The following is a 24,429-nucleotide window of genomic DNA, read 5'->3' as shown; positions in this document are numbered from 1 at the left end:
AATTATGTTGAGTAAATTAATATTTGATAAACTGGCGGCATTAATAGGATTAATAATCTTATTTCCTTTATTATTAATAGTAATGTTAATGATAAAAATAAAAATGCCGGAAGGTCCCGTTTTCTTTATTCAGGAAAGAGTGGGCAGAAAAGGAAAACTATTCAGAATGTATAAGTTTCGTTCTATGAAAATGTCTCATAACGGTTCCTCAATATCTGTAAAAGGAGAAAGTAGAATTACCCCTTTCGGAGCAAAACTAAGGAAATACAAAATAGATGAATTACCTGAATTATGGAATGTAATTAAAGGAGATATGAGTTTAGTCGGACCCCGTCCGGATGTTCCCGGCTATATGGATAACCTTAAAGGAGAAGAGAGGAAAATATTAGAACTTAGACCGGGAATAACAGGTCCTGCCAGTTTAAAATACAGAGATGAAGAAGTAATACTGGCAAAACAGGATGATCCGATAAAATATAATAATGAAGTTATTTTTCCGGATAAGGTAAAAATTAATTTAGAGTATTATTATAACTATAGTTTCTATGATGATATAGTAATTATATTGAAGACAATATGGGGATAGTCTCCTTTTCAAGTCTAAAGTATTTTTTAAAAAAATAAAGAGTTCCTTTCCATGGCATCAATCAGATATGTTTCCTGTTTGATTTTTATTTTATTGGAAAATGCCTGAATATGTCTACTATGATGAATGTCAGAACCGGTAAAATCAATCATTTCCTGTTGTAGTAATTTATCCAGTGTTTTAGTTATATTTTCGCCATAATAGCCAACAGATGAAAGTAGATTAGCCTGAAAATAGCAGCCTGCTTTTTTTAGTTTTTTATAAATATCAAAGTTATCATGATAAAAGGCATAACGTTCAGGATGCGCGAGTACAGGTTTATAACCTGCTATCTGTAATTCGAATAAGATATCAAATAACTGAATAGGAGGATTGATATAAGATATTTCCACTAAAACGTAATTATCCTTTAGAGTAAGTAATTTTTCAGATTGAAATAACTTCATGAAAGAGTCATCTATCATATATTCTGAAGAAGCCCGAAGTTTCAGATCGTTGCTTAGATCAGGTAATAGATTTTGTACTTCTTTTAATTTGTTCCTTATGATTTCTTCTGTATTATTCCAGACTGAAGTATAATGGTGTGGTGTAGTAATTATTATATTGAATCCTATTTCTTTACATGCCATCATTAAAGATTCGGATTCATTTATGTTTTGAGCTCCATCATCAAGTCCAAATAACAAATGAGAATGTATATCTGTGTATTTTTCTGGAATAAGCTCTTTAAGAGTGGGTTTAGATTTAAATAATGTAAATAATGAGAGCATAAAAAGGTTTATTTTCTATCAGGATTATTGGTAAGATTAGTTTAAATTATTTCTGTACAATTGCATAGTTTCATTAATGTCAGGTCTATTATGTTATTCTGATTTTCGGCAAATATAAATAATTTAATAATTGTAATAGCGTTGTTGATCTAAATGAAGAAGTTATTTTTTCGGATAAACGAGTATTAATTTATAATGTGTTCTTTTATATAGTGTTTTATTCTTCAATTGTCTTAAAAAGAATACAAAATATCATATATTTATTAAAAATAAGTATAAAGAATATATTTAAAGCTTAAATATTAAAATTATTTATAAAAAATAATGATACAAGGGCATAAATCAATAAAAATGATAAAAAATGTTATTCATGTGGTAAAAAAACATTAAATTGACATTTTTATTGCTTTAAGTATAAATTAATAAATTTATGATAATTGTATTTTATATTGCTATATAATATTTATTTATATATTTAAAAGTTAATTAATAATATTAATTCGTAAAAATTTTATCTAGAAATAGATAAATTGAAAAATAATTTTATTTTTGTTGAACAACTAAATTATAAGCGTAATGGGTTTATCTAAGATTTGGCTTTCCTCTCCTCATATGGGAGGGGTAGAAATGAAATATGTTAAAAATGCTTTTGAATCTAACTGGATAGCTCCTTTAGGACCTAATGTTAATGAGTTTGAAGTTTTATTAAAAAAGTATATTGGTGATAATAATGAGGTTACCTCTTTAAGTTCTGGTACTGCTGCGTTGCATTTAGCTTTGATTTTATTAGGAGTTGAACCCGGGGACGAAGTTATTTGTCAGTCTATGACTTTTTCAGCTTCAGCAAACCCTATTGTTTATCAGGGAGCAGTTCCCGTTTTTATAGATAGTGAACCCGAAACATGGAATATGTGCCCTAATGCATTAGAAGAAGCTATTAAAGATCGGATTTTAAAAAAGAAAAAACCGAAAGCAATAATTATTGTACATCTTTATGGTATGCCTTGCAAAATAGAAGATATAAGTCAGGTTGCTGTCAAATATGATATTCCGATTATAGAAGATAGTGCAGAGGCCTTAGGAAGTACTTATAAAGGGCAGGCATGCGGTACTTTTGGTTACATGGGCGTTTTATCTTTTAATGGTAACAAAATTATTACAACATCAGGAGGCGGAGCATTAATAACAAACAGTATAGAAGAAAAAGAACAAGCCGTGTTTTTAGCGACACAAGCACGTGATGATGCACCGCATTATGAACATAGTGTGATCGGTTATAATTATCGAATGAGTAATATTTGTGCAGGAATTGGCAGAGGGCAGATGGAAGTATTGGATAAACATATTGGATTGAGAAGAGCAGTAAATCAGTTCTATGTAAATTATTTTGATGTTGTTACAGGAGTAAGTGTATTACAAGAACCCAATAAAGATTATTTTTCAAATCATTGGTTAACAGCTATTCAAATAGATTCTGAAACTATCGAAAATAAAACATCTGAAGATTTACGTTTACTTCTTGAAAATGCAAATATAGAAAGCCGTCCACTTTGGAAACCAATGCATTTACAGCCTGTTTTTGAAGAAGCTCCTTATTACGGAGGAACTGTAGCCAGTGATTTATTTGATAACGGATTATGTTTACCATCCGGATCTAATTTATCTTCTGGAAAATTAGACAGAATTAAAGTTGCTCTTGATGAATTTTTTGAAAAATAATAATTCTAAGGCAATACTACTATAACTTAAATTGATTCAACGATCAAAATGAGATCGTTGAATCAAAAAATAAAATTTATGCAATTTACTTTTCGTTCATTTCTTGTTTTTTTAATACTATCCATGTTGCTAATAACTTCTTGTAATTCAAGAAAAAATATAGTCTATTATCAAAATATAGATCAATTATCAGCAGAAGCAGCTTTAACTTCTTTTGAACCTAAATTACAACCGGATGATTTACTGATGATCGTTGTTTCAGCTGAAAATCCGGAGGCTGCATTACCTTTCAATCTTTCTTCCGTCTCTCTACAGAGAAATACAGATATTGGAGTAGCTCAGGAGCGTTTGCAAACCTATTTAATTGATTCAAAAGGAGAAATAGCTTTTCCTGTAATAGGCGCTATAAAATTGGGGGGACTGACCCGTAGTGAGGCAATGTCTAAATTAAATGAGCTCTTACTCGATTATATTAAAGAATCCACTGTAAATATTCGGATTTTGAATTATAAAGTAACAATACAGGGAGAAGTAAACAAACCAGGAACATATGCAATACCATCAGAACGTATTACTTTATTAGAAGCTTTAAGTATGTCCGGAGATTTAACCGTTTATGGGAAACGGGATAATATTTTAGTTATAAGAGAAGTAGAAGGTAAAATTACTTCTACTCGCGTAGATCTTACTAATGCGGATTTTTTTAATACCCCTTTCTATTTTTTACAGCAAAATGATGTTGTGTATGTAGAGCCTAATAAAACCAAGGTTAATTCTTCCGTAATCGGACCTAATGTGATCGTTGGAGTTTCAGTTGTTTCATTATTACTTACACTTCTTGCTCTGGCTATAAAATAAATTTCATAATGAATCAGGAATCCAATACTTTTAAAAAACAGAAAGAAACTAATTTTTCTATTCAGGAACAATTAGAAAGTTATTATAAAAACTGGAAATGGTTTGTACTAGGAGGGGTATTAGCTTTAATAATAGCGTTTTTATATTTACGCTATTGTACAATACCTCAATATAAAATAGTTACAACTATTCTTGTGAAAGACAATAAAAAAGGAGGTATAGTTCCTGAGCTTGTTTTTTCAGATATTGGAATATTATCGAGTATTAATAACAATGTAGACAATGAAATAGAAATATTAAAGTCACGTACATTAGTTGAAAGTGTTATCAAGCGGTTAAATTTGAATATTTCTTATAAGGCAGAAGGTTTTGTAAAATCAAGCTCTGTTTATAACAATCTACCAATAGAAATTTTCTTTAAAGATAAAGTTTCAGATTTTGATTCAAAGACTTTTAATTTTATAATTAAAAGTCTTTCAGATGATAGTTTCAGTCTTTCAGATGAGGAAGATAAAATAGGAGATTTTGTTTATGGACAGGAAATAGCAACAAAAGCAGGAATTTTAATTGTTACTAAAAAAATAGAACATAAAAAGGACTTTTTCTCCGTTTCCTTTCATGTAAGACCTTTGTCGATATTGGCTGAAAGTTTCAAGTCCCGTTTAATGGTTAATTCACTAAATAAAAACACAAACGTAATAGAACTTTCTATAATTGATCCTATAAAAAAAAGAGGAGAAGATTTTTTAAATACACTAGTAAGGATTTATAATGAAGATGCTATTGCAGATAAAAATTTTATTTCTGAAAATACTTCTCTTTTTATTTCAGAACGTTTAAGCTTAATTTCTAAAGAATTAGATGGAGTTGAGAAAGATGTTGAAGGATATAAAAGAGGAAATAATATAACAGACATTGTTTCTGAAACAGGGTTATTTTTAGAAGACATCAGTCATTATGAAAAAGAAATTATAGAAGTAGAAACCCAGCTCAGCGTAGTTGTTTCGATGATCGATTTTTTAAAGAAAAGTTCTAAAGATGATTTACTCCCGGGTAATCTGATAACATCAGATTTGGGAGTTTACTCTTTAATTGAAGAATATAATAAACTTATTTTAGAACGAAACCGAATCTTAAAAAGTTCCACAGTAAATAATCCTGTTATTATATCATTAGAAGAAAAGATTACTTCTCTGAACAAAAATATAATAGAAAACTTATCAAAAATAAAATATGCTTTAACAACTAAAAAACAAGGATTAAACCGTCAGGAAGGACTTTTAGGAGGGCGTATTTCACAGATTCCAAGACAGGAGCGGGAAATTCGGATACTTCAGAGACAGCAGCAAATAAAAGAATCTCTTTATTTATATTTATTGCAAAAAAGAGAGGAAGCAGCTATTTCGCTTGCAGTAATAGCACCGAATTCAAAAATAATAGATAGTGCAAAAGCCTCTAATATACCTGTTTCACCTAAGAAGTCAGTAATTTATTTAGGAGCCTTTTTTTTAGGTTTTCTACTACCTTTTAGTGTTATTTATTTAAAGAATTTATTAGACACAAAAGTAAAAGGACGTAATGACATTGAAGAAAAGTTAAAAGTTCCTTTTCTTGGAGATGTTCCTAAAGCTGTTTCTCCAATAAAATTAATTGCAGAAAATTATAGTAATATAGCAGAAGCCTTAAGGATTATTCGTACGAATTTAGAGTTTATACTCCGTCGGGTTTCTGAAGGAAAAACAAAAACAATATTTGTTACCTCTACAATGTCAAAGGAGGGAAAAACTTTTGTAGCAGCGAATATAGCAGTAATAATAGCATTGTCAGAAAAGAAAGTACTTCTGGTAGAAATGGATATCCGTAATCCTGAATTGGGTAAACAATTTAACTTACCCCCAGATAAAGGTTTAACTAATTATTTATCTTCAGAAACAGCTAAAATTGATGATTATATTTTTAAAAAAGAAGAGTTTAAAGAGTTTTATGTTCTACCAGCAGGTGTAATTTCATTAAATCCGGCAGAATTGTTAATGAGTCAGAAAGTAGAATCTCTTTTTGAACAGCTAAAGAAAGAATATGATTATATTATTGTAGATACTGCTCCTATTGGTTTAGTAACAGATGCGTTATTGGTGGCAAATTTAGCAGATGCTTTTATATATGTTGTTAGAGCAAATTATTTGGATAAATATATGCTCGATATTCCTAAAAGAATTTATAAAGATAAAAGGCTACCTAATATGTCAATACTTCTTAATGATACAAATACAAGGAAAGGTTACGGTATTGACAAAGGTTATGGTGTTGATATAGGAGTTAAAAAACCCTGGTGGAAATATTTTGTAAGAAAAAAATAAACGATCTAGGTTTTGTTGTAAAGAAGCACAGTCCTAATTTAGTAAAGGGCTGTGCTTGCTATTCGTTTTATACAGCAATAAAGTTTTTAGATTTTTTAGGATATTCTTTAAAGGAGATATCACTTGGGTTTACAATAACAGATCGGATTGTAATAGTATCACCCGGCTTAAAATTGGTCTCAGTATATTTATAATCTAAAAGGTATTCCCCGCAATAATAATTACCTTTTTCATCCTTTTCTATAATACCGGTATAGATTCCTTTTATACTATTTTTATTTTCTGACGATTTCATGATTCGTTAATTTTTAATTATGAATTTTAATATGAGTTTAGAAAAAGAATGATCAGCAATATCCATCCTGATACAAGAAATAATCCACCTAAAGGTGTGATTGGTCCTAAAAAACGCAGTTTTTTATTTTTAGCAGCACTCAGGCATAAACCATAAATACTAAATGAAAACAAGAAAGCACCTATGATAAAAAAGTAAGCCATAATTTTTTCAAGAGTAGTTGTAAATGGAAGCTGAAAACCGACGATCAATAAGACAATTGCATGATACATCTGATATTTTACTCCGGTCTCAAAACTTTTCAGTTGCTCTTCAGTCATTATTTTTTTAAGAGCATGAGCTCCAAAAGCTCCAAAAATAACAGCTAAAGCTCCATAACTTCCCGCAGTTACTAATACTAGTTCTTTCATGTAAAATTTATTTATAACAAAGATAGATAATTTAATAAAGGATAGCGTAATAGTATTACCGGATTATTGCATTGTTGTATCACATCGTTCTGATTTTAAAATTGCTCTAATTCTAAACTTTGTATATTTGAACATGAAGAATAAGCAGTATAACAAATCTTCTTTTTTTAAAGATACATTTTGCGTTTTTAAAGAAACTCCTTTAGAAGAATTAAAAGGAAAAATTCCGAATTATAAAAGTAAATCAGGAAGCAGTTATTATTTTACAAAAACAGGAGTATATCGTTTATCCAATCATTGGGGCAGGGCTGCAAACTGTAGATGGCGTTTAGAAACAAAAGATCATTCCTCTTTTTCCGGAGAAAAAGCAGGTTTTGCTTTATGGACAGACTTTTATCCAAATAATACTACCGATAATCTCTATTTTATTACAATTGATTATGAAAAACAACAGGTGCAGTTCCAACACAGAGACAGCATTATATACGATAATAAAGCAATTTTACGTACAGCAGGACAAACTACTAAAATAGTTAAACAGATAAGAGAGCTGCTTACCACAGATGCGTGGACAAAACATTTTGAAGCAGAAGACACTGATTTGTTAAAGAAGAAAATAATAGAAGAATTAATAAATACTAATAAAACGTTGCATCAGATTAAAAGAGAATTATTTTAATTATGGATTCCTTAACCCAGATAGTCTTAGGCGCCGCAGTAGGAGAAGCAGTATTAGGTAAAAAAGTAGGAAACAAAGCGATGCTTTATGGAGCTATTGCAGGAACTATTCCTGATTTGGATACATTAGCAGGCTCTTTTACAGATATTATTTCCACAATAGAAATACACAGAGGATTTACACATTCTATTTTATTTTCAATAGTGTTCGGAATTTTATTTGGATGTATCATTTCCAAAATAGAACGTAAATTGTCTGCTAACTGGAAAGAATGGTCATGGCTTATGTTTCTGGGGCTGTTTACACATTCTTTATTAGATGCACATACCAGCTGGGGTACTCAATTATTTTGGCCTTTTGAATATAGAGTTGCTTATAAGAATATATTTGTGATTGATCCACTTTATACCGTTCCTTTTTTAATTTTTCTGATCCTTGCTTTGCGAAGTAAAAAAGGAAGTAAAAAACGTAGAGCCTATAATAATCTCGGTTTAATTATAAGTAGCAGCTACATGCTTCTTACCATTTTGTTAAAAGGAATTACCTATAATAAATTCACAGAAGCTTTAGATCAGCAACAGATTGTTTATAAGCAGATTGAAACCAGACCAACAGCCCTAAATTCTGTTCTGTGGACAGCTCATATAGAAATTGAAGAGGCTTATTTAATTGGGAGTTATTCAGTATTAGATACAAAACCAATTACTTTTAAATCATATCCTAAAAACCATCAATTATTAGGGAATCTGATACAGGACAAAAACATTCAGCGTTTAATAAAGATCACAGAAGGATGGTATACCATTACAGAACAGAGTGGACATTTATTTTTTAATGATTTGCGTTTTGGAATTCTGAATTCAGAAAGTAAAATACCTCGATTTGCTTTTAGCTATGAATTAATCAGAGATAATGGAACTATTACAGTAAAAGAAGTCCCTAAAAACAGAGAAGACGGTAAAAAATTACTGAGGGCTTTATGGTTTCGTGTTTTAGGAAATTAGTATTTATAAGTGTCAGACCAGAAAAAAGAACTGTAAAAGAGTTACATTATTAGATGTTATTCTGTTTTTGGGAAATAAAAGCAAGCCTTTTAATAGTTAGGAACGAAATAACAACAGATTCAAGATTAAGTGATGTGGAAAAACTAAAAAAAATATGTTTAAGAAGAAGATAGAAGAATTTAATTTAGAATAACCGGATCACCCAGATTTGTAACCGTATCCGCAAAGAGAATAAAAAAACGTAACAATCTTATAAGAAAGATGTTGCGTTTTTTTGTGATCTCGGTAGGGGGTATTTTACAATTCCATTTAGAATGACATATTAATAAAAAACTAAAATAATTTTTGCCATTAAAAAAAATCTTATATATTTGTAGTGTATCACATAAGTAACACACTAAACAATGATAGAAATTAACAACCTTAGTTTTGTATATAAGAACAGTATTCCTGTTTTTCAGAACATCTCGCTACACTTAGACAGTGGAATTCACGGACTCTTAGGAGGAAATGGAGTTGGGAAAAGTAGTCTCCTTCGCATTATTTCAGGATTGAGATATCCTACAATTGGTAGTTGTAAAGTATTAGGGCATGAGTCGAGTAAAAGAAGTCCGGAGTTTCTCTCTACTATTTTTTTTCTTGCTGATGAATTCTTTGTAACCAGCAATACTGTAGAAAACTATTCGAAGCAAGTTGGGAAATATTACCCTAACTTTAGTGAATTGCAACTTTACAAATATCTATCAGATTTTGAAATAGAGAAAGATCGTCCCATGAATACTTTATCATTAGGGCAAAAAAAGAAGGCTCATATTGCCATGGGAATTGCTTTCAATACTCCTGTATTGTTATTCGACGAACCCACAAACGGTCTTGATATTCCATCTAAAACAGTCTTCAAAAAGATATTAGCATCCATACATGACGATAGTAGATGTATTGTGATCACGACACATCAGGTAAAAGATTTAGAGAATCTGATTGACCCTATTATTATCTTAGATCACAATAGTATTCTCTTGAACAATTCTGTGGAAGAAATAATACAAAAAGTAGTATTTACAACGGAAGCAAAGAAGCCCGAAGAAGCTATATTCTATACAGACCGGGGCTTCGGCTATTCATCTATAAAACTAAATAGCGAAAAAGTATACAGTCAAGTAGACTTAGAGTTACTATTTAATGCCGCAATGAACAATAAGGCTCTTTTTCACCAATTATTCACTAAACAGGATACAGAACAATTGTTCTGATCTATAATAACAAAATAAGCATGAACAATTTATTTGACATAAAACGATTCAAACACCTGTTTGCAGATCATCTCAACAATAACAGAATATCATATTTATTGATACTATGCACCATGTTGGGATTATTCGTCCTAAGCGTAGTTATACATATACTTTGGAGAGAAGACATTGGTTACAAACTACCTGTTTTAGGAGGAATACTTATCATTATCCTGGCTCCGTTTTTTATTCATCTTCAAAAAACAGAAATGGAGTATATGTTGCCTGTATCTCTATTTGAGAAGTTTTTAATCTACTGGATTTCCTATATCATAATCATACCTTTTTTGATTACTTTTGTTATAATAGCTTGTGTCAAAGCAGGTAATGTTATGTTTTTCAATTATTCAGAAGTGTCAAGGAATATGTGTAATCAAGTCGAAATTCTGAATTTGTGGCTTCGTTTTATAGGAATACAATCCATTGTAATTTTAGGACAAACATTATTCAATAAACAAACTTTTTTCAAAACAGCTTTGATGGGTATCATCTTTTTCATACTCTTAATTATAGGATTAAAAGTTACTGCTCATTTTACAGGAGAGGTAATAGATGTAAATAAAATATCAGTTTTATCTGTAATTTTGAAGTTTTTGTTCATTGTTGGAATGTGGACAATTAGTTATTTCAGATTGAAAAAAATACAATTATAAAAAAGAAAACATGGAATTTAAAACAAATAGACCAATCTATCAGCAAATAGTAGATCTGTGTTTTCGCAAAATAATAGAGAAAGAATGGCTAGTTGGCAATAGAATTCCCTCTGCCCGCGAATTAGCAATCACTCTCACCGTAACCCCTAATACGATAATGAGAGCTTACGAATATTTAAATGAAGAAAAAATAATTTACATAAAACGAGGTACAGGATATTTTGTAGAAGAAGGCGCTCCCGAAAAAGTAATAGTACTACAGCAAAGAGAATTTTTTAAAGAAACTTTACCTGAAGTATTTGATACTATTCTGCTTTTGGAAATAAAATTTGAAGATATCGAAAAACACTTCAAACAATTCTTAGAGTCAAGGAAGTAAAATAATTAAAAGACATATTCATTAATGGTTTTCAGATAAACATTTTATCTGGATAGGGGAGTCTATGCCCTTCTCTAATAAATAATCAAATAATATAAACATCTATATATGAATTAGATATCATTTATTTTTAAATGGTAAAGGGCTTTCATATGCAGAAATTTTAAATACATAACATATGCAAAATCAAGTATTTTCACTATTTCTTTTTCTGAGTTTTACAATAGGAATGTTTGCTCAGTCAGAACGAAAAACCATCAGAGGAACTATCAAAGATAGTTCCTCTGGTGAAACTCTTATCGGTGTAAATATCCGCGTAGAGGGACAACCAAATGTAGAGAGTACAACTAATGAGCATGGGTTTTATTCGCTCACACTACCAGAGGGAATATATACATTAGAATATTACTACATGGGGTTTCAGTTACAGCAGGTCAAGGTAGATCTAACCGAGGAAAAGACGATAAATATAGGACTAGAATACGATTTTAACGAACTTAACGAAGTAAACATTATTGCTGCCCCCAGAAGTACAAATGTAACGGATGTACAAATGGGCGTAGGAAGGCTGAATATAAAAGAAATAAGTAAACTTCCATCATTAATGGGAGAGCGAGACATTATTAAAGCCATACAATTGATGCCGGGTGTAAAATCGAATGGAGAAGGAAATACCGGCTTCCATGTAAGAGGAGGAGATTCAGATCAGAATCTTATTTTGTTAGACAATGCCATTGTTTATAATGTTGCTCATCTATTTGGCTTCTTTTCTACTTTTAATTCAGATGCTATAAAAGATGTGACACTCTACAAAGGTGCTATGCCTGTACAATATGGAGAACGCATATCCTCTGCTTTGGATATTATGATGAAAGAAGGAAACAACCAAGACTTTCAAATAAGTGGAGGAATAGGTCTTATTTCTTCTAAATTAAACGTAGAAGGCCCTATTCAGAAAGGGAAGTCATCATTCCTGGTGAGTGGACGTCGAACCTATGCTGATGCCGTTGCTCGTTTAGCTGGCTCAAAAGAAGCAAAAAATTCGACATTGTATTTCTATGATTTGAATGCAAAAATGAATTACATTCTTTCTGATAAAGATCGTCTTTTTCTTTCAGGCTATTTTGGGAAAGATAAATTTGGATTTGATAAAATGATGGGATTGGATTGGGGAAATATTGTAGGTTCATTGCGATGGAATCGTATAATAAACAGTAAACTATTTTCAAACACTTCTTTAGTATATAACCAATACAATTACAATATCGATTTAGAGATGATAGGTGATAATGCAGCAATCATTCAGTCAAAACTGCAAGACTATAGCCTGAAGCAGGACTTTCGCTACTATTATAGCCCTCAGAGTACCTTCCAGTTTGGATTTACAACTACCTATCACGATGTGCTACCCGGAGAAATAAAAAGTAGAAATGAAAACTATATTAGTTCCCACCCGATGGAGAATCGCTATTCATGGGAAAACGGAGTATACCTGTCTCATGATTTCAAACTGACGGACAAGTTAAATATACTCTATGGTTTGCGTTTATCCACATTCAGTGCACTGGGAAAAGGGACTTTCTATGAATTAGATAATCAACAAAAAGTGATTGACTCTATCGAGTATTCTTCTGGTGAATTTGTAAAAACATATGTAAATCTTGAGCCTCGTCTATCCGTAGCCTATAAACTAAATAATACATCATCATTAAAGGCAGCATACGGCAGAACAACTCAGAATATGCACCTATTGTCCAATTCTTCACGAACACGACCAATGGATAGATGGACTTCCAGTTCGAACTACATTAAACCTCAGATAGCAGATCAGATATCGTTGGGGTATTTTAAAAATTTAGTAGATAATGAGTATGAATTTAGTGTGGAAACATATTACAAAAAACTACAGAACCAAATAGATTATAAAGATGGAGCACAACTATCAAGGCAAGATATTATCGAGACAGAGTTACTCTTTGGACAAGGACGCGCCTATGGAATAGAGTTCTTATTGAAGAAAAAACGAGGTCGTTTTACCGGTTGGTTAGGCTATACCCTATCTCGTTCGGAGAAACAGATTGATGGTATTAATAATAATGAATGGTATGCCACACGTCAAGACAGAACTCACGATATATCGTTAGTTGGAATGTACGAATTGAACAAAAAATGGTCGTTATCTGCATCATGGGTATACTATACAGGAAATGCGGTATCATATCCTAGCGGGAAATACAATATGGATGGTATGGAAGTTCTCTACTACACTGAGCGAAATGGCTATCGTGCTCCCGACTATCATCGCTTAGATCTGGGCGCTACATGTATATTGAAAGATACTAAAAAGTTTTACTCGGAACTCTCATTTAGTCTCTACAATGCTTATGGGCGAGAAAATGCATATATGATAGATTTTAGAGAGAATGAAAGTGACCCAACACAAAGTGAAGCATATCAGATAGCACTATTCCGTTTCGTACCCTCCGTTTCATGGAATTTCAAATTCTAAGATTGTAAACCTATTTTTAATATCCATATAACTTTTATTGATAGTTATAAATTTCTTTTTATTTAAAAAATAAAACAAATATGAAAACAATAAATATAAAATTACTAGTATACATGATACTGTCAATGGGCTTATACTCATGTGAAAAGGTGATTGATGTTGAATTAAACAATTCTGAACCTCGTATTACAATAGAAGGATCTATTACACCCGATTTAGAATGCAGCGTAAAGGTCTCAAAATCAAAAAATTATTATGAAGAAAATAATTATGCTTTTATATCAGGAGCAATAGTTACTCTTACAGATAACGAAGGTAATACTGAAACTCTATATCAAGATACAGACGGGCTATATAAAACATTAGTGATGAAAGGGGTAGAAGGCAGAAGTTATCATCTATCCGTAGAAGTCGAAGATAAGACATATACTGCAACATCTACTCTTCCTCAGTCAGTTCCTATCATAGATATTAGAATGTATCATATACCGGCTTTCGACAGAGTATTACCTTGTTTAGTCTACTTAGATCCTGCCGGAGAAGTTAATTATTATCGACAAAAGCTGTATATCAATAATAAAAGAATGAAAACTATATATGTAACCAGAGACGAAGATAGAGATGGTAAGCCAATAGAACAAGTGATGCGTTTTAATACTGATGACAACAATGAAAATGACTTAGAAGTAGGAGATAAAGTATTCATCGAATTACAAACCATAGACAAGGGAGTATACGACTTCTTCGAAACATGGAGTAGAATCACAGAACTACAAACGAACCCTATTAGTAATATCAGAGGAGGAGCATTGGGCTATTTTAGTGCTTATAGCTTTGACACAAAAGAAATAATTGTAGAAGAATGGTAAGATTAATAGAAATAAAAATATTTACAGTATTATCTGTATTAATATTGAGCTTTACACAGTTAAATGCTCAAACTAGTCAAATAAGGATAAAAGGTGCCATACATGACAAAATTTCCGGAGAGCCTATAGTATCAGCATCTATAGCTATATTAGATAATAAAAATAAAACACCCACGGGAAAAGACGGCTTATCTGACCCGGACGGAAAATTCGAATTACAAATAGAATCAAATAATTATTTGCTGAGAATAACTCATGTCGGATATGAAGATTTAGAAATGCCGATTTCCATAGAAGTTAAAAAACAGATATATGATTTTGGAAAAATATATTTAGAACAAAATAGTATTCTTTTGAATGAAGCAATCATTACAGGCAAAATTGCAGAAGTGAGAGTATTAAGCGATACGCTGGAGTATAACGCCGATACTTACAAAATACAAGAAGGAGGTGTTTTAGAAGATATTATAAAATCAATGCCCGGAGCAGAAGTTAGTGCAGATGGAAAAATTACAGTCAATGGAAAACAGATACAAAAAGTGATGATAAACGGTCAGGAGTTTTTTAGTAATGACCCTAAGATAGCATCCAAAAATCTACCGGCTAAGATGGTCAATAAAGTACAGGTTGTGAATAGAAAATCGAATCGATCCCGGATGACAGGTTTCGATGATGGAGAAGAAGAAACAGTTATCAATCTCACTATTAAACCAGAGATGCAACAAGGTTTTCTTGCTAATGTATATACAGGATATGGAACAGATAACAGGTATGAAACAAATGTAATGACTAATTATATGAACAATCAGCAACAATACACATTAGTTGGAGGATTTAATAATACAAATAATCTAGGTTTTTCAGATGGAGCATCTGCTGAGATTAATGGTATTCGGCTTCCTCGTAAAATGTATCACACATCAATCTCCGGACTAACAGAATCGGGTAATGGAGCTTTTAATTTCACTGTCGCCAACAATAAAAAATTCCGTATAGGAGGAGATGTTCGTTATGGAGTAACAGATAATGATACAGATACGAATATCTTACGAGAGAACTTTCTGAACTCGGGAAATTCATTTACTACTGAAGATATATTTGCCAACAATAAAAGTGAAAATGTGAATGCAACTTTACGAATGGAATGGAATCCGGATTCATTGACTTCTGTTATTTTTACTCCTTCCGTACAATATATGTCTGTTGATAAAATAGAACAAAGTAATTTTTACACCACATCAGATAATAATCAGGGAATTAGCAGAGGTACTTCTCAGTATACAGCCGATGGAAATACGCTGACCTTAAAAGGCGATTTGGATGCCAGTCGTAAACTAAACAATAGAGGAAGAATCCTCAGTTTAAGTTTGAGAAATACATATGATGATACAGATACCAAAGGAGACAATTATTCTCTCACAAATTATACCACAAGTACAATAGATGATTTAGTAGACCAGAACTATAAATTGGATAACAATAATTTTTATTTGAAAGGGTTAGTATCTTACATTGAGCCTATAAATAGACAGTCAGCTTTGCAGTTGACCTATGGATATGAAAATAATAAAACAGACGCCCTAAAAGATACTTACACATTAGGGGATATTGATCCCGAATATAGCAGCGATCTGTCCTCTTCTTTAGGTATTCATCAGATAGGAGCAAGCCTGCAAACTAAAAAGAAAAACTATGATTATACCATAGGACTACAAGCAGAAGCGGTACATAGTGACAGCAGAAATGCTAAAGTAGATTCAGAGCGCGCGAAAGAGGACTTAATTCGCATTTCACCCATTATTCATTTTAACTATAGATGGGGAAGACAAATGAATTTTCATCTGGACTATAAAGGACTGAATAAGAGAGCAACTGAACTACAACTATCCCCTTCTTATTCTATTATTGATGCATTCAGTTCAACCCTTGGTAATCTGAGTTTAAAACCAACCTTTGAACATCAGGTCAATTATCGATTACAACGTTTCAATCCGAAGAAAAAAAGTGCTTTTATGGTATTTGGACAATTTAGCTACCTGCAAGATGATATTGTAAATGATACTTATATTGATTCTGAGAATCTTCGGATTACTAAATTTCAGAATGTCGATGGAAATTTTAGAGGTAATATTCGGGTTTTGTTTACTACACCTTTGAGTAATAAAAGGATCTCGCTGAATACTATGAGTTACGTAAACTATGATAAAAATTCAAACTATTTTGATGGTCAAAAGAACAGAACAAGATCACTTATTCTACAAGAAGCCATTGGTATCACCTATCGATCAGATATCTTCGATTTGGGCTTCAGAGGTAAAATTCTTTACAATCATATAATGCAAAAGATAGATTATCTACAAGGACAGAATAGCATTGATTATGGAATAAATGCAAATACCGCAATCTATTTCCCTTCAGATTTTACACTTGAAAGTGATATTGGATACTTATCTAATTCCGGTTATGCCAATGGTTTTAAGCAAAATGAAGTTTTGTGGAATGCCTCACTCTCAAAACAGTTTTTGAAGAAAAAGAACCTTACAATCCGTTTAAAAGCATATGACATACTTAATCAGAGAAGTAATTTTTCTCAGACAACAACAAATGCTTATGTGCAAAATATATCTACTAGTACTATCGGACGTTATTGTATGGTGCATTGTATATTTCGATTTAACACAATGTAAATAAGAAGACACAGCGTAGAACCAGTAAACAAAAGATAATCAGATACTTAAGGTTATTCCGTAATATTAGAGGAGAATTTATTTAGAGGAAAGCTTAATCTGATAAATTTCTAGAGTAATTCAGTATAGTAGAATACTTAAACAATTTTCTTTTCTAACTACAAAAGAGAGAGTTAGGAACTATTATTTTAGGTGAATTTGATTCGCATTTAATTTATGAAAACATATAAAACTCACTTCTTCAAACTATCATAATGGTTTAATAAAAAAGTAAAAGATCCTTTAGTGAATTAGAGATTCAAGTTCACAGAAACTGAGAGACTTCTTTCAATCCATAATTATCTCAAAACGAAAAAACGGATATTTATACAAAAAATACTATTCGTATATTTGCGAATTAAATATTATTCGTATATTTGCGAATAGTTAATGATAATTATGTCAAAAAAAGAATTCACAAAAGAGCAGGACAATATTGCACGCATAGCTAAAGCACTTGCACATCCTGTACGTTTAGCTATTTTACAAATGTTAGCTACACAAGAGTGTTGTTATCATGGTGATATGTCAGAGGTTATTCCTGTTGCTAAAAGTACATTGTCTCAACACCTAAAAGAACTGAGAGAAGCTGGGCTTGTACAAGGAACGATTACATTGCCTACTATCAAATATTGTATTAATCAAGAGAATTGGCAAATAGCTAAAGCATTGTTTGAAGACTTCTTTAGGGATATTAAAATGAAAACAGAGTGTTCATAAAAAAAATTTGCTATCAATATTCGTAGTTTAACGAACTTGAAATCAATACTAACTACTTAACAATGTCGAATATGAAAGTTTTAATTCTTTGTACAGGTAATAGTTGTCGAAGTCAAATGGCTCATGGTTTCCTTCAATCCTTTGATCCAACACTGGAAGTTTATTCTGCTGGAACCAATGCAAGTGGTAAATTAAATCCAAAAGCTGTTGAAGTAATGGAAAAAATAGGTATTAATATCTCACACCATACTTCTGATATGGTAGAAAAATATCTAGACATCGAATGGAATTATGTTATTACTGTTTGTGGAGGGGCAAAAGAAAGCTGTCCAACTTTTATAGGAAAAGTAGAGCATCGTTTACACATCGGTTTTGACGACCCTTCTGATGCTGTTGGCACATCAGAGTTTATACAATCTGAATATATTCGTGTGCGAGATGAAATAAAAAAAGAATTTTATAATTTCTATATCAAAATAAAAAAAGAAAATGAGTAATAAAAAAATGGGGTTCTTGAACAAGAACTTAACACTTTGGATTTTCTTAGCTATGGCTATTGGCGTCGGGCTAGGATACTTTATCCCATCTTTTGGTGGATACATAGATGCTATGTCAAGCGGAACGACAAACATACCATTGGCTATTGGACTAATATTAATGATGTACCCACCATTAGCTAAAGTTGATTACAAACTTTTACCAAAGGTATTTACCAATACCAAAGTATTAACAACATCTTTAATTTTAAATTGGATAGTAGGACCAGTATTGATGTTTATCTTGGCAATTATTTTCCTACACGATTATCCAGAATATATGGTAGGTGTTATTCTAATAGGATTAGCACGTTGTATAGCAATGGTTTTAGTTTGGAATGATTTGGCAGAAGGTAATACGGAATATGGGGCAGGGCTTGTTGCTTTGAATAGTATCTTTCAAGTATTCTTTTACAGTTTTTACGCATGGCTGTTTATAACAAAACTACCTCCGTTATTAGGTTTTGAAGGAGCAATCATAGATATCTCTATTGGAACAATAGCCGAGACTGTTGGAATTTATTTAGGAATTCCATTCTTAATAGGTATTTTGAGCCGTGTAATACTCGTGAGAATAAAAGGGAAACAATGGTATGAAGAAAAGTTTATACCAACTATTTCTCCAATTACCCTGATAGCATTATTATTTACTATTGTATTGATGTTTAGCTTGAAAGGAGAACTAATTGTTCAAATACCCATGGATGTGGTAAGAATCGCAATCCCATTAATTATTTATTTCACATTGATGTTCTTCATTAGTTTCTTTGCGAGTAAAGCAGTAGGAACATCTTATGATAAGAATGCATCGATCTCATTTACTGCAACAGGCAATAATTTTGAATTAGCGATAGCAGTTGCTATTGGGGTATTTGGATTACATAGCGGGCAAGCCTTTGCTGGTGTAGTAGGTCCATTGGTGGAAGTACCAGTATTGATTGCATTGGTAAACATATCTCTTTGGCTAAAGAGAAAATATTATAATAACGAATTACAACCCAAATAAATTTAACGAATGAAATCAAGAAATCTATTACTTATTGCATGCATCACTTTGTTTGCAATATCGTGTAACAGAAAAGGGCAAACAGAAAAGACTGAAATGGCAGAAACAACCGTTACAATGAATGTAGTTGATGCTTCTATTACCAATGTTTATTACTTTCATGGTAAGCAACGTTGCAAAACTTGTATTGCAGTAGGGAATTTAACTAAGAAAACTATTGAAGAGACTTTTATAGATAATGATAAGGTTAGATTTACAGAAATTAATACCAGTGATAAGCAATTTGAGGATTTGGTAGAAAAATATGAAGTTTCGTGGAATGCTTTAATTATAGCGAAAGGAGATAAGTCTATTGATCTTACAGAGCAAGCATTTGCAAATGCAGTTAATTCTCCTGAAATATTGGAAAACTTGATAAAAGAAGAAGTAAATAAAAATTTAAATTAATAAAACGATGAAAAAAACAATTCTATTTCTAGTTATTAGTATGTTCACTGTTATAGTATCTGCCCAAAAGAGTAATGTAGAGATATTATATTTTAAAGCACAACTTCCCTGCTGCCAAGCAACAGCCTGTAATAATCTCGAACAAGAGGTGAAATCAATTATAGAGAAAAATTTTAAAAAAGGTAAAGTCTCTTTCAAACAAGTCAATCTAAGTGACACAAATAATAAGACACTTATAGATAAATATAAAGCAAAATCTCAAACCGTGATTATTGTCAGTTTGAAAAAGAAAACCAGTAATTCGATAGACGTATCTGATATTGTTCGTCATTATGCAAGAACAGATGATAAAACAGCATTTGAGAAAGAATTAGTCACCAAAATTAAAGAAAATTTAAGTTAGTATGGAATTTTTACAACAACTGGTTGACAACTCAGATATTCCAATACTTACAGCATTTATTTTAGGTTTGATGACAGCTATCAGTCCTTGTCCGCTAGCTACTAATATTACAGCAACAGCTTATCTGAGCAAAGATATTACCGAAAAAAGAAGAGTCCTTTTAAATGGTATTTTCTATACATTAGGGCGTACATTTAGCTATACCTTACTTGGGTTAACATTTTATTTTGGAGCAAGTAAATTTCAGATTGCAAGACTACTTCAAAATGTCAGCGGCTTGTATTTGGGTATTGCACTAGTTATCATCGGTATATTGATGCTTGATTTTATAAAATTCAATATTCCAGGACTGAATAAGCTCAATCAAAAAATTAGCCAGAAGACTGTGAAAAAAAGCTATTTGAATGCCTTTTTACTTGGGGTCTTATTTGCGTTAGTATTTTGTCCATACAGTGGTGTACTTTATTTTGGTGTGCTGATACCAATGACAATATCAAGCCCATCAGGTTTATTACTCCCTCCCATGTTTGCTATTGCAACAGGTTTGCCTGTAATTATTATAGCTTATTTACTTGCATATAGCATGTCGAATGTAGGGAAATTTTATAATAAAATGAAAAGTTTTGAGGTGTGGTTTAGAAGGGGGATATCAACCATATTTATTGTTGTAGGAGTATATTATATTATTGTAAATATATAAAATGGAAATAATAATATTAGGTACAGGCTGTGCCAAGTGTAAAACAACTTTTGAGATAGTACAAAAAGTAGTGAATGAATCAGGAATAGATGCATCTGTTTCTAAAGAAGAAGATATCCTTGAAATTGTTAAATATAATATTATGTCTTTACCTGCGGTAGTAGTAGATGGTGAAGTAAAGATAAAGGGCTATGCTCCAACCAAAGAGGAAATATTAAGAGTAATAACAACATAAGATTAGAAATTATGACAGATTTAAAATTAGATACACGAAAAGCAATGAAGATATATGACCCTACACTTTGTTGTCCAACCGGATTATGTGGTGTCGATATCGATCCAGAATTAATGCGTATGGCAGTAGTATTAGAAACATTGAAGAAAAAAGGAATTTTTGTTGAGCGTTTTAATTTGCGGGATAATCCACAAGTATATGTTGATACCAAAGTTATCAGTGAATGTCTGATGAAAGAATCAGTAGAAGTTTTTCCGATTACGACTCTTGATGGAAAAATTGTACTCAAAAAAACTTATCCTACCAATAAACAGCTATCTGAGTGGTTAAATATTCCAGAAGAAGAATTTATCACAAAGAAGTAAAACAATAATTTACATTTTGTATTATTAATTATTCTATTCTAAAAATAGATAGAACAGGGATTTTTATCTCTGGAAAGAAAGAAAAAAGATATGAAATTATATAATCCATCAATTGAAAATTTCACCAAATATATTTTCTTTACAGGAAAAGGTGGAGTAGGTAAGACATCTGTAGCATGTGCTACTGCTGTAAATCTTGCTGATTCAGGAAAGAAAGTACTATTAGTAAGTACCGACCCTGCATCCAACTTACAGGATGTATTCGGTATTTCACTTAATAATAAAGGAACAATTATTAAAGAAGTACCAAACCTGACGGTTGTCAATCTTGATCCTGAACAAGCTGCACAAGAATATAAAGAAGCTGTAATAGGACCATACAGAGAGAAGTTGCCAAAAAGTGTTATTGTTAATATGGAAGAGCAACTTTCAGGTTCCTGTACAGTCGAAATTGCTGCTTTCAATGAATTTTCAGATGTTATAACAAATGAAGAGAAACGCAAAAATTACAGTCATATTATCTTTGATACAGCACCAACAGGTCATACCTTGCGTATGCTACAACTACCATCAGCCTGGAATACTTTTATAGATCAGAATACAACAGGAGCATCTTGCTTAGGGCAACTTTCAGGTCTAGAAGAGAGAAAAGAAATCTATAAGGAAGCTGTTAAAACATTATCAGATGCATCTCAAACAACTCTTTTCTTGGTGAGTCGTCCAGATAAAACTCCACTAAAAGAAGTAGAACGTTCTTCTAGTGAACTATTAGACCTAGAAATAAAAGCTCAGAGCCTAATCATAAATGGAGTATTAGAAAACCATGATGTAGATGATAAAATATCTAAGCAGTTGTATGAGCGTCAGCAAATAGCATTAAATAACAGGACGCAAGCATTATTAAACCTGACCACTTATTTTGTGCCATTACGTTCCTATAACATGACCGGGATTGATAATATTCGTAATATGCTAAATAGAGATACTCAGGCAGATATTACCCAAAAGCAAATTGATACAAAAAGTTTCTGTACGATCGACAATATCATCGATGATTTATATACATCTGGAAAACGTGTTATTTTTACGATGGGTAAAGGAGGCGTAGGTAAAACAACTGTTGCTGGTAATATAGCAAGAGGATTGGCTAAAAAAGGCGTAAAAGTACATCTGACAACTACCGATCCAGCAAATCATTTGTCTTTTATTGAAACAAAGTTAGATGGTATTACAGTAAGTCACATAGATGAAAAAGCAGTATTGGCAACCTATCAGAAAAAGGTACTAGATAAGGCAAGGGAATCAATGGGAGATGCTGATTTGAGTTATATTGAAGAAGATTTACGTTCGCCATGTACACAAGAGATTGCAGTGTTTAACTCTTTTGCTGAGATTGTAGCTAAAGCCGATAATGAAGTTGTGGTAATAGATACTGCACCAACAGGACATACTTTGCTATTACTAGATTCGACCCAAAGCTATCACAAAGAAGTAGAGCGTACACAAGGAAATATTTCTCCCGCTGTAAAGAATTTATTGCCCCGTTTGAGAAATCAAAAAGAAACCGAAGTTGTAATTGTTACATTACCTGAAGCTACTCCCGTATTTGAAGCACAACGTCTGCAACAGGATTTAGCCAGAGCAGGGATTAAGAATAAATGGTGGGTAGTTAATTCAAGTATGTTGTTAACAGCGACCCAAAGTTCATTTCTGAAAACGAAAGCACAAAGTGAAATCCAGTGGATAGAGAAAGTAAAGGAGATATCGAATGATAATTTTGCTGTAATTGCTTGGAGTAAACAAGAATAATAAATAAAAAATAATCATAATGAATCCTTGTTGTAACATACATCAATCCGTACAGGATTTTTACAATTCTATATTTTCATTTGCTTTAAGCAAAGTTGGGAATAAAGAAGCTGCTGAAGATATTGTCCAGGAAGTTATGTATCGATTTTCAAAAGCATATCAGGATAATGTAAATATTCAACATATCAGAGGATGGTTATATCAGACAACAAAATATGTTGTTGCAGATTATTTTAGAAAGACAAATATTTCTTTTGATGAAGTAGAACAACACGATAATCTTGATATAGATGATACATTTGAATCTATTTGGCAGGACGAAAGTGTTCGTGAGTTAATAAATTTACTACCAGAGGATTATTCTATACCTCTTTATCTAAGTGATATTGAGAATATACCACAAAAAGAGATTGCTGAAAAATTAGGATTGAAACTATCTGCAACCAAAATGCGAATACAGAGAGCAAGAAAAATGCTACATAACTTATTTTTAGATTGTTGTAATATAGTTTTTGATAAGAATGGTACTTTTGTAAGATGCTATATAAAACCTTCTTGTACTCCCTTATTATTGGCTGAAAAAAAGTTTTGTGAACGAAATTGTTAATCACTCATACTTACTAAAAAAGCGATTCAAATTTTTTGAGTCGCTTTTTTTATATGATTATGTGTCTTTTTCTGTTTTTCTCCGACTTCTTATATGAAAACAATTAAATAAAAAGTATATGACACAGAAAATCACAATTTTTGAAATGGGAGGTTGTTGTTCTACAAGCCTGATGAATCCTGATAGTTATACAGATATGCAGCGTCTTGACCATGATGCAGACTTTCTTAGGATTAATAACGTTGAACTTCTCCGGATCAATGTAGCTATGAAACCTGAATTACTGGCTCAAATTCCCAATATAGAGGATTATTTAAGTGATAAAGGAACGGAAATATTTCCTTTAACAATGATAGGAAACGAAGTTGTAAAAGATAGATCTTATCCTACACAAAAGGAATTAACAACATGGACTGGAATCAAATTTAGTAATAACAAATAAAATATTTCAAAATGAAAAGAAATCAATTATTAACCTATAAGCCAGAATCTATT

The 24,429-nt window shown here is 31.7% G+C and carries 26 protein-coding genes; 23 read left to right on the top strand and 3 right to left on the bottom strand.

The genetic code is table 11. The annotated features are described in order from the left end of the window. Positions 1-4: 4 nt before the first annotated feature. Positions 5-586 (top strand): sugar transferase, encoded by a 582-nt coding sequence (locus AC4FQX_RS00590; RefSeq protein ID WP_491165716.1) that lies wholly within the window; start codon positions 5-7, stop codon positions 584-586. A 26-nt stretch (positions 587-612) separates the two neighbouring features. Here the strand turns inward: AC4FQX_RS00590 and AC4FQX_RS00585 are convergent, their stop codons facing one another. Continuing rightward, positions 613-1,356, bottom strand: coding sequence for a tyrosine-protein phosphatase (locus AC4FQX_RS00585; RefSeq protein WP_491165715.1), 744 nt, complete (start codon positions 1,354-1,356; stop codon positions 613-615). 576 nt (positions 1,357-1,932) lie between these two features. Between AC4FQX_RS00585 and AC4FQX_RS00580 the strand changes: the two genes are divergently transcribed. The 3 genes from AC4FQX_RS00580 (at position 1,933) to AC4FQX_RS00570 (ending at position 6,290) form a co-directional block, all read left to right on the top strand. After that, complete coding sequence (locus tag AC4FQX_RS00580; RefSeq protein WP_491165714.1) at positions 1,933-3,075, top strand: aminotransferase class I/II-fold pyridoxal phosphate-dependent enzyme; 1,143 nt, start codon at positions 1,933-1,935, stop codon at positions 3,073-3,075. Between the two features lie 78 nt (positions 3,076-3,153). After that, positions 3,154-3,933: a polysaccharide biosynthesis/export family protein gene (locus AC4FQX_RS00575; RefSeq protein ID WP_491165713.1), complete on the top strand. Its 780-nt coding sequence runs from the start codon at positions 3,154-3,156 to the stop codon at positions 3,931-3,933. Between the two features lie 8 nt (positions 3,934-3,941). Next, positions 3,942-6,290, top strand: coding sequence for a GumC family protein (locus AC4FQX_RS00570; RefSeq protein WP_491165712.1), 2,349 nt, complete (start codon positions 3,942-3,944; stop codon positions 6,288-6,290). A 67-nt stretch (positions 6,291-6,357) separates the two neighbouring features. Here the strand turns inward: AC4FQX_RS00570 and AC4FQX_RS00565 are convergent, their stop codons facing one another. Next, on the bottom strand, positions 6,358-6,585 hold the full coding sequence (locus AC4FQX_RS00565; RefSeq protein WP_491165711.1) for a hypothetical protein: 228 nt from the start codon (positions 6,583-6,585) through the stop codon (positions 6,358-6,360). 26 nt (positions 6,586-6,611) lie between these two features. Further along, on the bottom strand, positions 6,612-6,995 hold the full coding sequence (locus AC4FQX_RS00560) for a DUF423 domain-containing protein (protein WP_491165710.1): 384 nt from the start codon (positions 6,993-6,995) through the stop codon (positions 6,612-6,614). Between the two features lie 133 nt (positions 6,996-7,128). Here AC4FQX_RS00560 and AC4FQX_RS00555 point away from each other — a divergent pair, with 133 nt between their 5' ends. The 19 genes from AC4FQX_RS00555 to AC4FQX_RS00465 all read left to right on the top strand — a co-directional run bounded on the left by AC4FQX_RS00555 (position 7,129) and on the right by AC4FQX_RS00465 (position 24,376). Continuing rightward, on the top strand, positions 7,129-7,674 hold the full coding sequence (locus AC4FQX_RS00555; protein WP_491165709.1) for a hypothetical protein: 546 nt from the start codon (positions 7,129-7,131) through the stop codon (positions 7,672-7,674). Between the two features lie 2 nt (positions 7,675-7,676). Further along, positions 7,677-8,678: a metal-dependent hydrolase gene (locus AC4FQX_RS00550; RefSeq protein ID WP_491165708.1), complete on the top strand. Its 1,002-nt coding sequence runs from the start codon at positions 7,677-7,679 to the stop codon at positions 8,676-8,678. Between the two features lie 404 nt (positions 8,679-9,082). Continuing rightward, a complete protein-coding gene (locus tag AC4FQX_RS00545) occupies positions 9,083-9,931 on the top strand; it encodes an ABC transporter ATP-binding protein (RefSeq protein ID WP_491165707.1) in 849 nt (282 codons plus the stop codon). A gap of 20 nt (positions 9,932-9,951) precedes the next feature. Then, a complete protein-coding gene (locus AC4FQX_RS00540) occupies positions 9,952-10,623 on the top strand; it encodes a hypothetical protein (RefSeq protein ID WP_491165706.1) in 672 nt (223 codons plus the stop codon). 10 nt (positions 10,624-10,633) lie between these two features. Next, positions 10,634-11,002 (top strand): GntR family transcriptional regulator, encoded by a 369-nt coding sequence (locus AC4FQX_RS00535; RefSeq protein WP_491165705.1) that lies wholly within the window; start codon positions 10,634-10,636, stop codon positions 11,000-11,002. Positions 11,003-11,180: 178 nt separating this feature from the next. Next, a complete protein-coding gene (locus AC4FQX_RS00530) occupies positions 11,181-13,511 on the top strand; it encodes a TonB-dependent receptor (protein WP_491165704.1) in 2,331 nt (776 codons plus the stop codon). Positions 13,512-13,591: 80 nt separating this feature from the next. Next, positions 13,592-14,380, top strand: a complete 789-nt coding sequence (locus tag AC4FQX_RS00525) for a DUF4249 domain-containing protein (protein ID WP_491165703.1) — start codon at positions 13,592-13,594, stop codon at positions 14,378-14,380. After that, positions 14,374-17,067 carry an outer membrane beta-barrel protein gene (locus tag AC4FQX_RS00520; protein ID WP_491165702.1) on the top strand — a complete coding sequence of 898 codons (2,694 nt, stop codon included), beginning with the start codon at positions 14,374-14,376 and terminating at the stop codon, positions 17,065-17,067. The genes AC4FQX_RS00525 and AC4FQX_RS00520 overlap by 7 nt, the downstream gene beginning before the upstream one ends. A gap of 438 nt (positions 17,068-17,505) precedes the next feature. Then, complete coding sequence (locus AC4FQX_RS00515; RefSeq protein ID WP_491165701.1) at positions 17,506-17,826, top strand: ArsR/SmtB family transcription factor; 321 nt, start codon at positions 17,506-17,508, stop codon at positions 17,824-17,826. 71 nt (positions 17,827-17,897) lie between these two features. After that, positions 17,898-18,323 carry an arsenate reductase ArsC gene (locus tag AC4FQX_RS00510; RefSeq protein WP_491165700.1) on the top strand — a complete coding sequence of 142 codons (426 nt, stop codon included), beginning with the start codon at positions 17,898-17,900 and terminating at the stop codon, positions 18,321-18,323. Next, positions 18,316-19,368 carry an ACR3 family arsenite efflux transporter gene (gene arsB / locus AC4FQX_RS00505; protein WP_491165699.1) on the top strand — a complete coding sequence of 351 codons (1,053 nt, stop codon included), beginning with the start codon at positions 18,316-18,318 and terminating at the stop codon, positions 19,366-19,368. Before AC4FQX_RS00510 ends, arsB begins: the two co-directional genes overlap by 8 nt. A gap of 96 nt (positions 19,369-19,464) precedes the next feature. After that, positions 19,465-19,815, top strand: coding sequence for a nitrophenyl compound nitroreductase subunit ArsF family protein (locus AC4FQX_RS00500; RefSeq protein WP_491165698.1), 351 nt, complete (start codon positions 19,465-19,467; stop codon positions 19,813-19,815). Between the two features lie 7 nt (positions 19,816-19,822). Then, the gene (locus tag AC4FQX_RS00495; protein ID WP_491165697.1) at positions 19,823-20,218 is read left to right on the top strand and encodes a hypothetical protein; all 396 of its coding nucleotides are present in this window, start codon (positions 19,823-19,825) and stop codon (positions 20,216-20,218) included. A 1-nt stretch (position 20,219) separates the two neighbouring features. Continuing rightward, positions 20,220-20,918 (top strand): aromatic aminobenezylarsenical efflux permease ArsG family transporter, encoded by a 699-nt coding sequence (locus tag AC4FQX_RS00490; protein WP_491165696.1) that lies wholly within the window; start codon positions 20,220-20,222, stop codon positions 20,916-20,918. A gap of 1 nt (position 20,919) precedes the next feature. Next, on the top strand, positions 20,920-21,153 hold the full coding sequence (locus tag AC4FQX_RS00485; protein ID WP_491165695.1) for a thioredoxin family protein: 234 nt from the start codon (positions 20,920-20,922) through the stop codon (positions 21,151-21,153). Positions 21,154-21,164: 11 nt separating this feature from the next. Further along, positions 21,165-21,518 carry an arsenite efflux transporter metallochaperone ArsD gene (arsD, locus tag AC4FQX_RS00480; protein WP_491165694.1) on the top strand — a complete coding sequence of 118 codons (354 nt, stop codon included), beginning with the start codon at positions 21,165-21,167 and terminating at the stop codon, positions 21,516-21,518. A gap of 90 nt (positions 21,519-21,608) precedes the next feature. Further along, on the top strand, positions 21,609-23,327 hold the full coding sequence (gene arsA / locus AC4FQX_RS00475; RefSeq protein ID WP_491165693.1) for an arsenical pump-driving ATPase: 1,719 nt from the start codon (positions 21,609-21,611) through the stop codon (positions 23,325-23,327). Between the two features lie 19 nt (positions 23,328-23,346). Continuing rightward, entirely contained in the window at positions 23,347-23,934 is a 588-nt protein-coding gene (locus AC4FQX_RS00470; RefSeq protein WP_491165692.1) for a sigma-70 family RNA polymerase sigma factor, read from the top strand. A gap of 118 nt (positions 23,935-24,052) precedes the next feature. Beyond that, complete coding sequence (locus AC4FQX_RS00465) at positions 24,053-24,376, top strand: arsenic metallochaperone ArsD family protein (RefSeq protein ID WP_491165691.1); 324 nt, start codon at positions 24,053-24,055, stop codon at positions 24,374-24,376. Positions 24,377-24,429 lie beyond the last annotated feature (53 nt).

Source organism: Flavobacterium sp. AK-301 (assembly GCF_058310215.1).
The sequence above is the reverse complement of the archived record's forward strand: the minus strand, read 5'-3'. Positions and strand labels throughout refer to the sequence as shown.

Coding starts and splice junctions, on each gene's coding strand:
- AC4FQX_RS00540 (WP_491165706.1), top strand. CDS start 9,952: ATGAACAATTTATTTGACATAAAACGATTCAAACACCTGTTTGCAGAT.
- AC4FQX_RS00585 (WP_491165715.1), bottom strand. CDS start 1,356: ATGCTCTCATTATTTACATTATTTAAATCTAAACCCACTCTTAAAGAG.
- AC4FQX_RS00485 (WP_491165695.1), top strand. CDS start 20,920: ATGGAAATAATAATATTAGGTACAGGCTGTGCCAAGTGTAAAACAACT.
- AC4FQX_RS00565 (WP_491165711.1), bottom strand. CDS start 6,585: ATGAAATCGTCAGAAAATAAAAATAGTATAAAAGGAATCTATACCGGT.
- AC4FQX_RS00550 (WP_491165708.1), top strand. CDS start 7,677: ATGGATTCCTTAACCCAGATAGTCTTAGGCGCCGCAGTAGGAGAAGCA.
- arsD (WP_491165694.1), top strand. CDS start 21,165: ATGACAGATTTAAAATTAGATACACGAAAAGCAATGAAGATATATGAC.
- AC4FQX_RS00555 (WP_491165709.1), top strand. CDS start 7,129: ATGAAGAATAAGCAGTATAACAAATCTTCTTTTTTTAAAGATACATTT.
- arsA (WP_491165693.1), top strand. CDS start 21,609: ATGAAATTATATAATCCATCAATTGAAAATTTCACCAAATATATTTTC.
- AC4FQX_RS00490 (WP_491165696.1), top strand. CDS start 20,220: ATGGAATTTTTACAACAACTGGTTGACAACTCAGATATTCCAATACTT.
- AC4FQX_RS00560 (WP_491165710.1), bottom strand. CDS start 6,995: ATGAAAGAACTAGTATTAGTAACTGCGGGAAGTTATGGAGCTTTAGCT.
- AC4FQX_RS00465 (WP_491165691.1), top strand. CDS start 24,053: ATGACACAGAAAATCACAATTTTTGAAATGGGAGGTTGTTGTTCTACA.
- AC4FQX_RS00500 (WP_491165698.1), top strand. CDS start 19,465: ATGGCAGAAACAACCGTTACAATGAATGTAGTTGATGCTTCTATTACC.
- AC4FQX_RS00520 (WP_491165702.1), top strand. CDS start 14,374: ATGGTAAGATTAATAGAAATAAAAATATTTACAGTATTATCTGTATTA.
- AC4FQX_RS00525 (WP_491165703.1), top strand. CDS start 13,592: ATGAAAACAATAAATATAAAATTACTAGTATACATGATACTGTCAATG.
- AC4FQX_RS00545 (WP_491165707.1), top strand. CDS start 9,083: ATGATAGAAATTAACAACCTTAGTTTTGTATATAAGAACAGTATTCCT.
- AC4FQX_RS00510 (WP_491165700.1), top strand. CDS start 17,898: ATGAAAGTTTTAATTCTTTGTACAGGTAATAGTTGTCGAAGTCAAATG.
- AC4FQX_RS00575 (WP_491165713.1), top strand. CDS start 3,154: ATGCAATTTACTTTTCGTTCATTTCTTGTTTTTTTAATACTATCCATG.
- AC4FQX_RS00515 (WP_491165701.1), top strand. CDS start 17,506: ATGTCAAAAAAAGAATTCACAAAAGAGCAGGACAATATTGCACGCATA.
- AC4FQX_RS00530 (WP_491165704.1), top strand. CDS start 11,181: ATGCAAAATCAAGTATTTTCACTATTTCTTTTTCTGAGTTTTACAATA.
- AC4FQX_RS00590 (WP_491165716.1), top strand. CDS start 5: ATGTTGAGTAAATTAATATTTGATAAACTGGCGGCATTAATAGGATTA.
- AC4FQX_RS00495 (WP_491165697.1), top strand. CDS start 19,823: ATGAAAAAAACAATTCTATTTCTAGTTATTAGTATGTTCACTGTTATA.
- AC4FQX_RS00580 (WP_491165714.1), top strand. CDS start 1,933: ATGGGTTTATCTAAGATTTGGCTTTCCTCTCCTCATATGGGAGGGGTA.
- AC4FQX_RS00570 (WP_491165712.1), top strand. CDS start 3,942: ATGAATCAGGAATCCAATACTTTTAAAAAACAGAAAGAAACTAATTTT.
- AC4FQX_RS00535 (WP_491165705.1), top strand. CDS start 10,634: ATGGAATTTAAAACAAATAGACCAATCTATCAGCAAATAGTAGATCTG.
- AC4FQX_RS00470 (WP_491165692.1), top strand. CDS start 23,347: ATGAATCCTTGTTGTAACATACATCAATCCGTACAGGATTTTTACAAT.
- arsB (WP_491165699.1), top strand. CDS start 18,316: ATGAGTAATAAAAAAATGGGGTTCTTGAACAAGAACTTAACACTTTGG.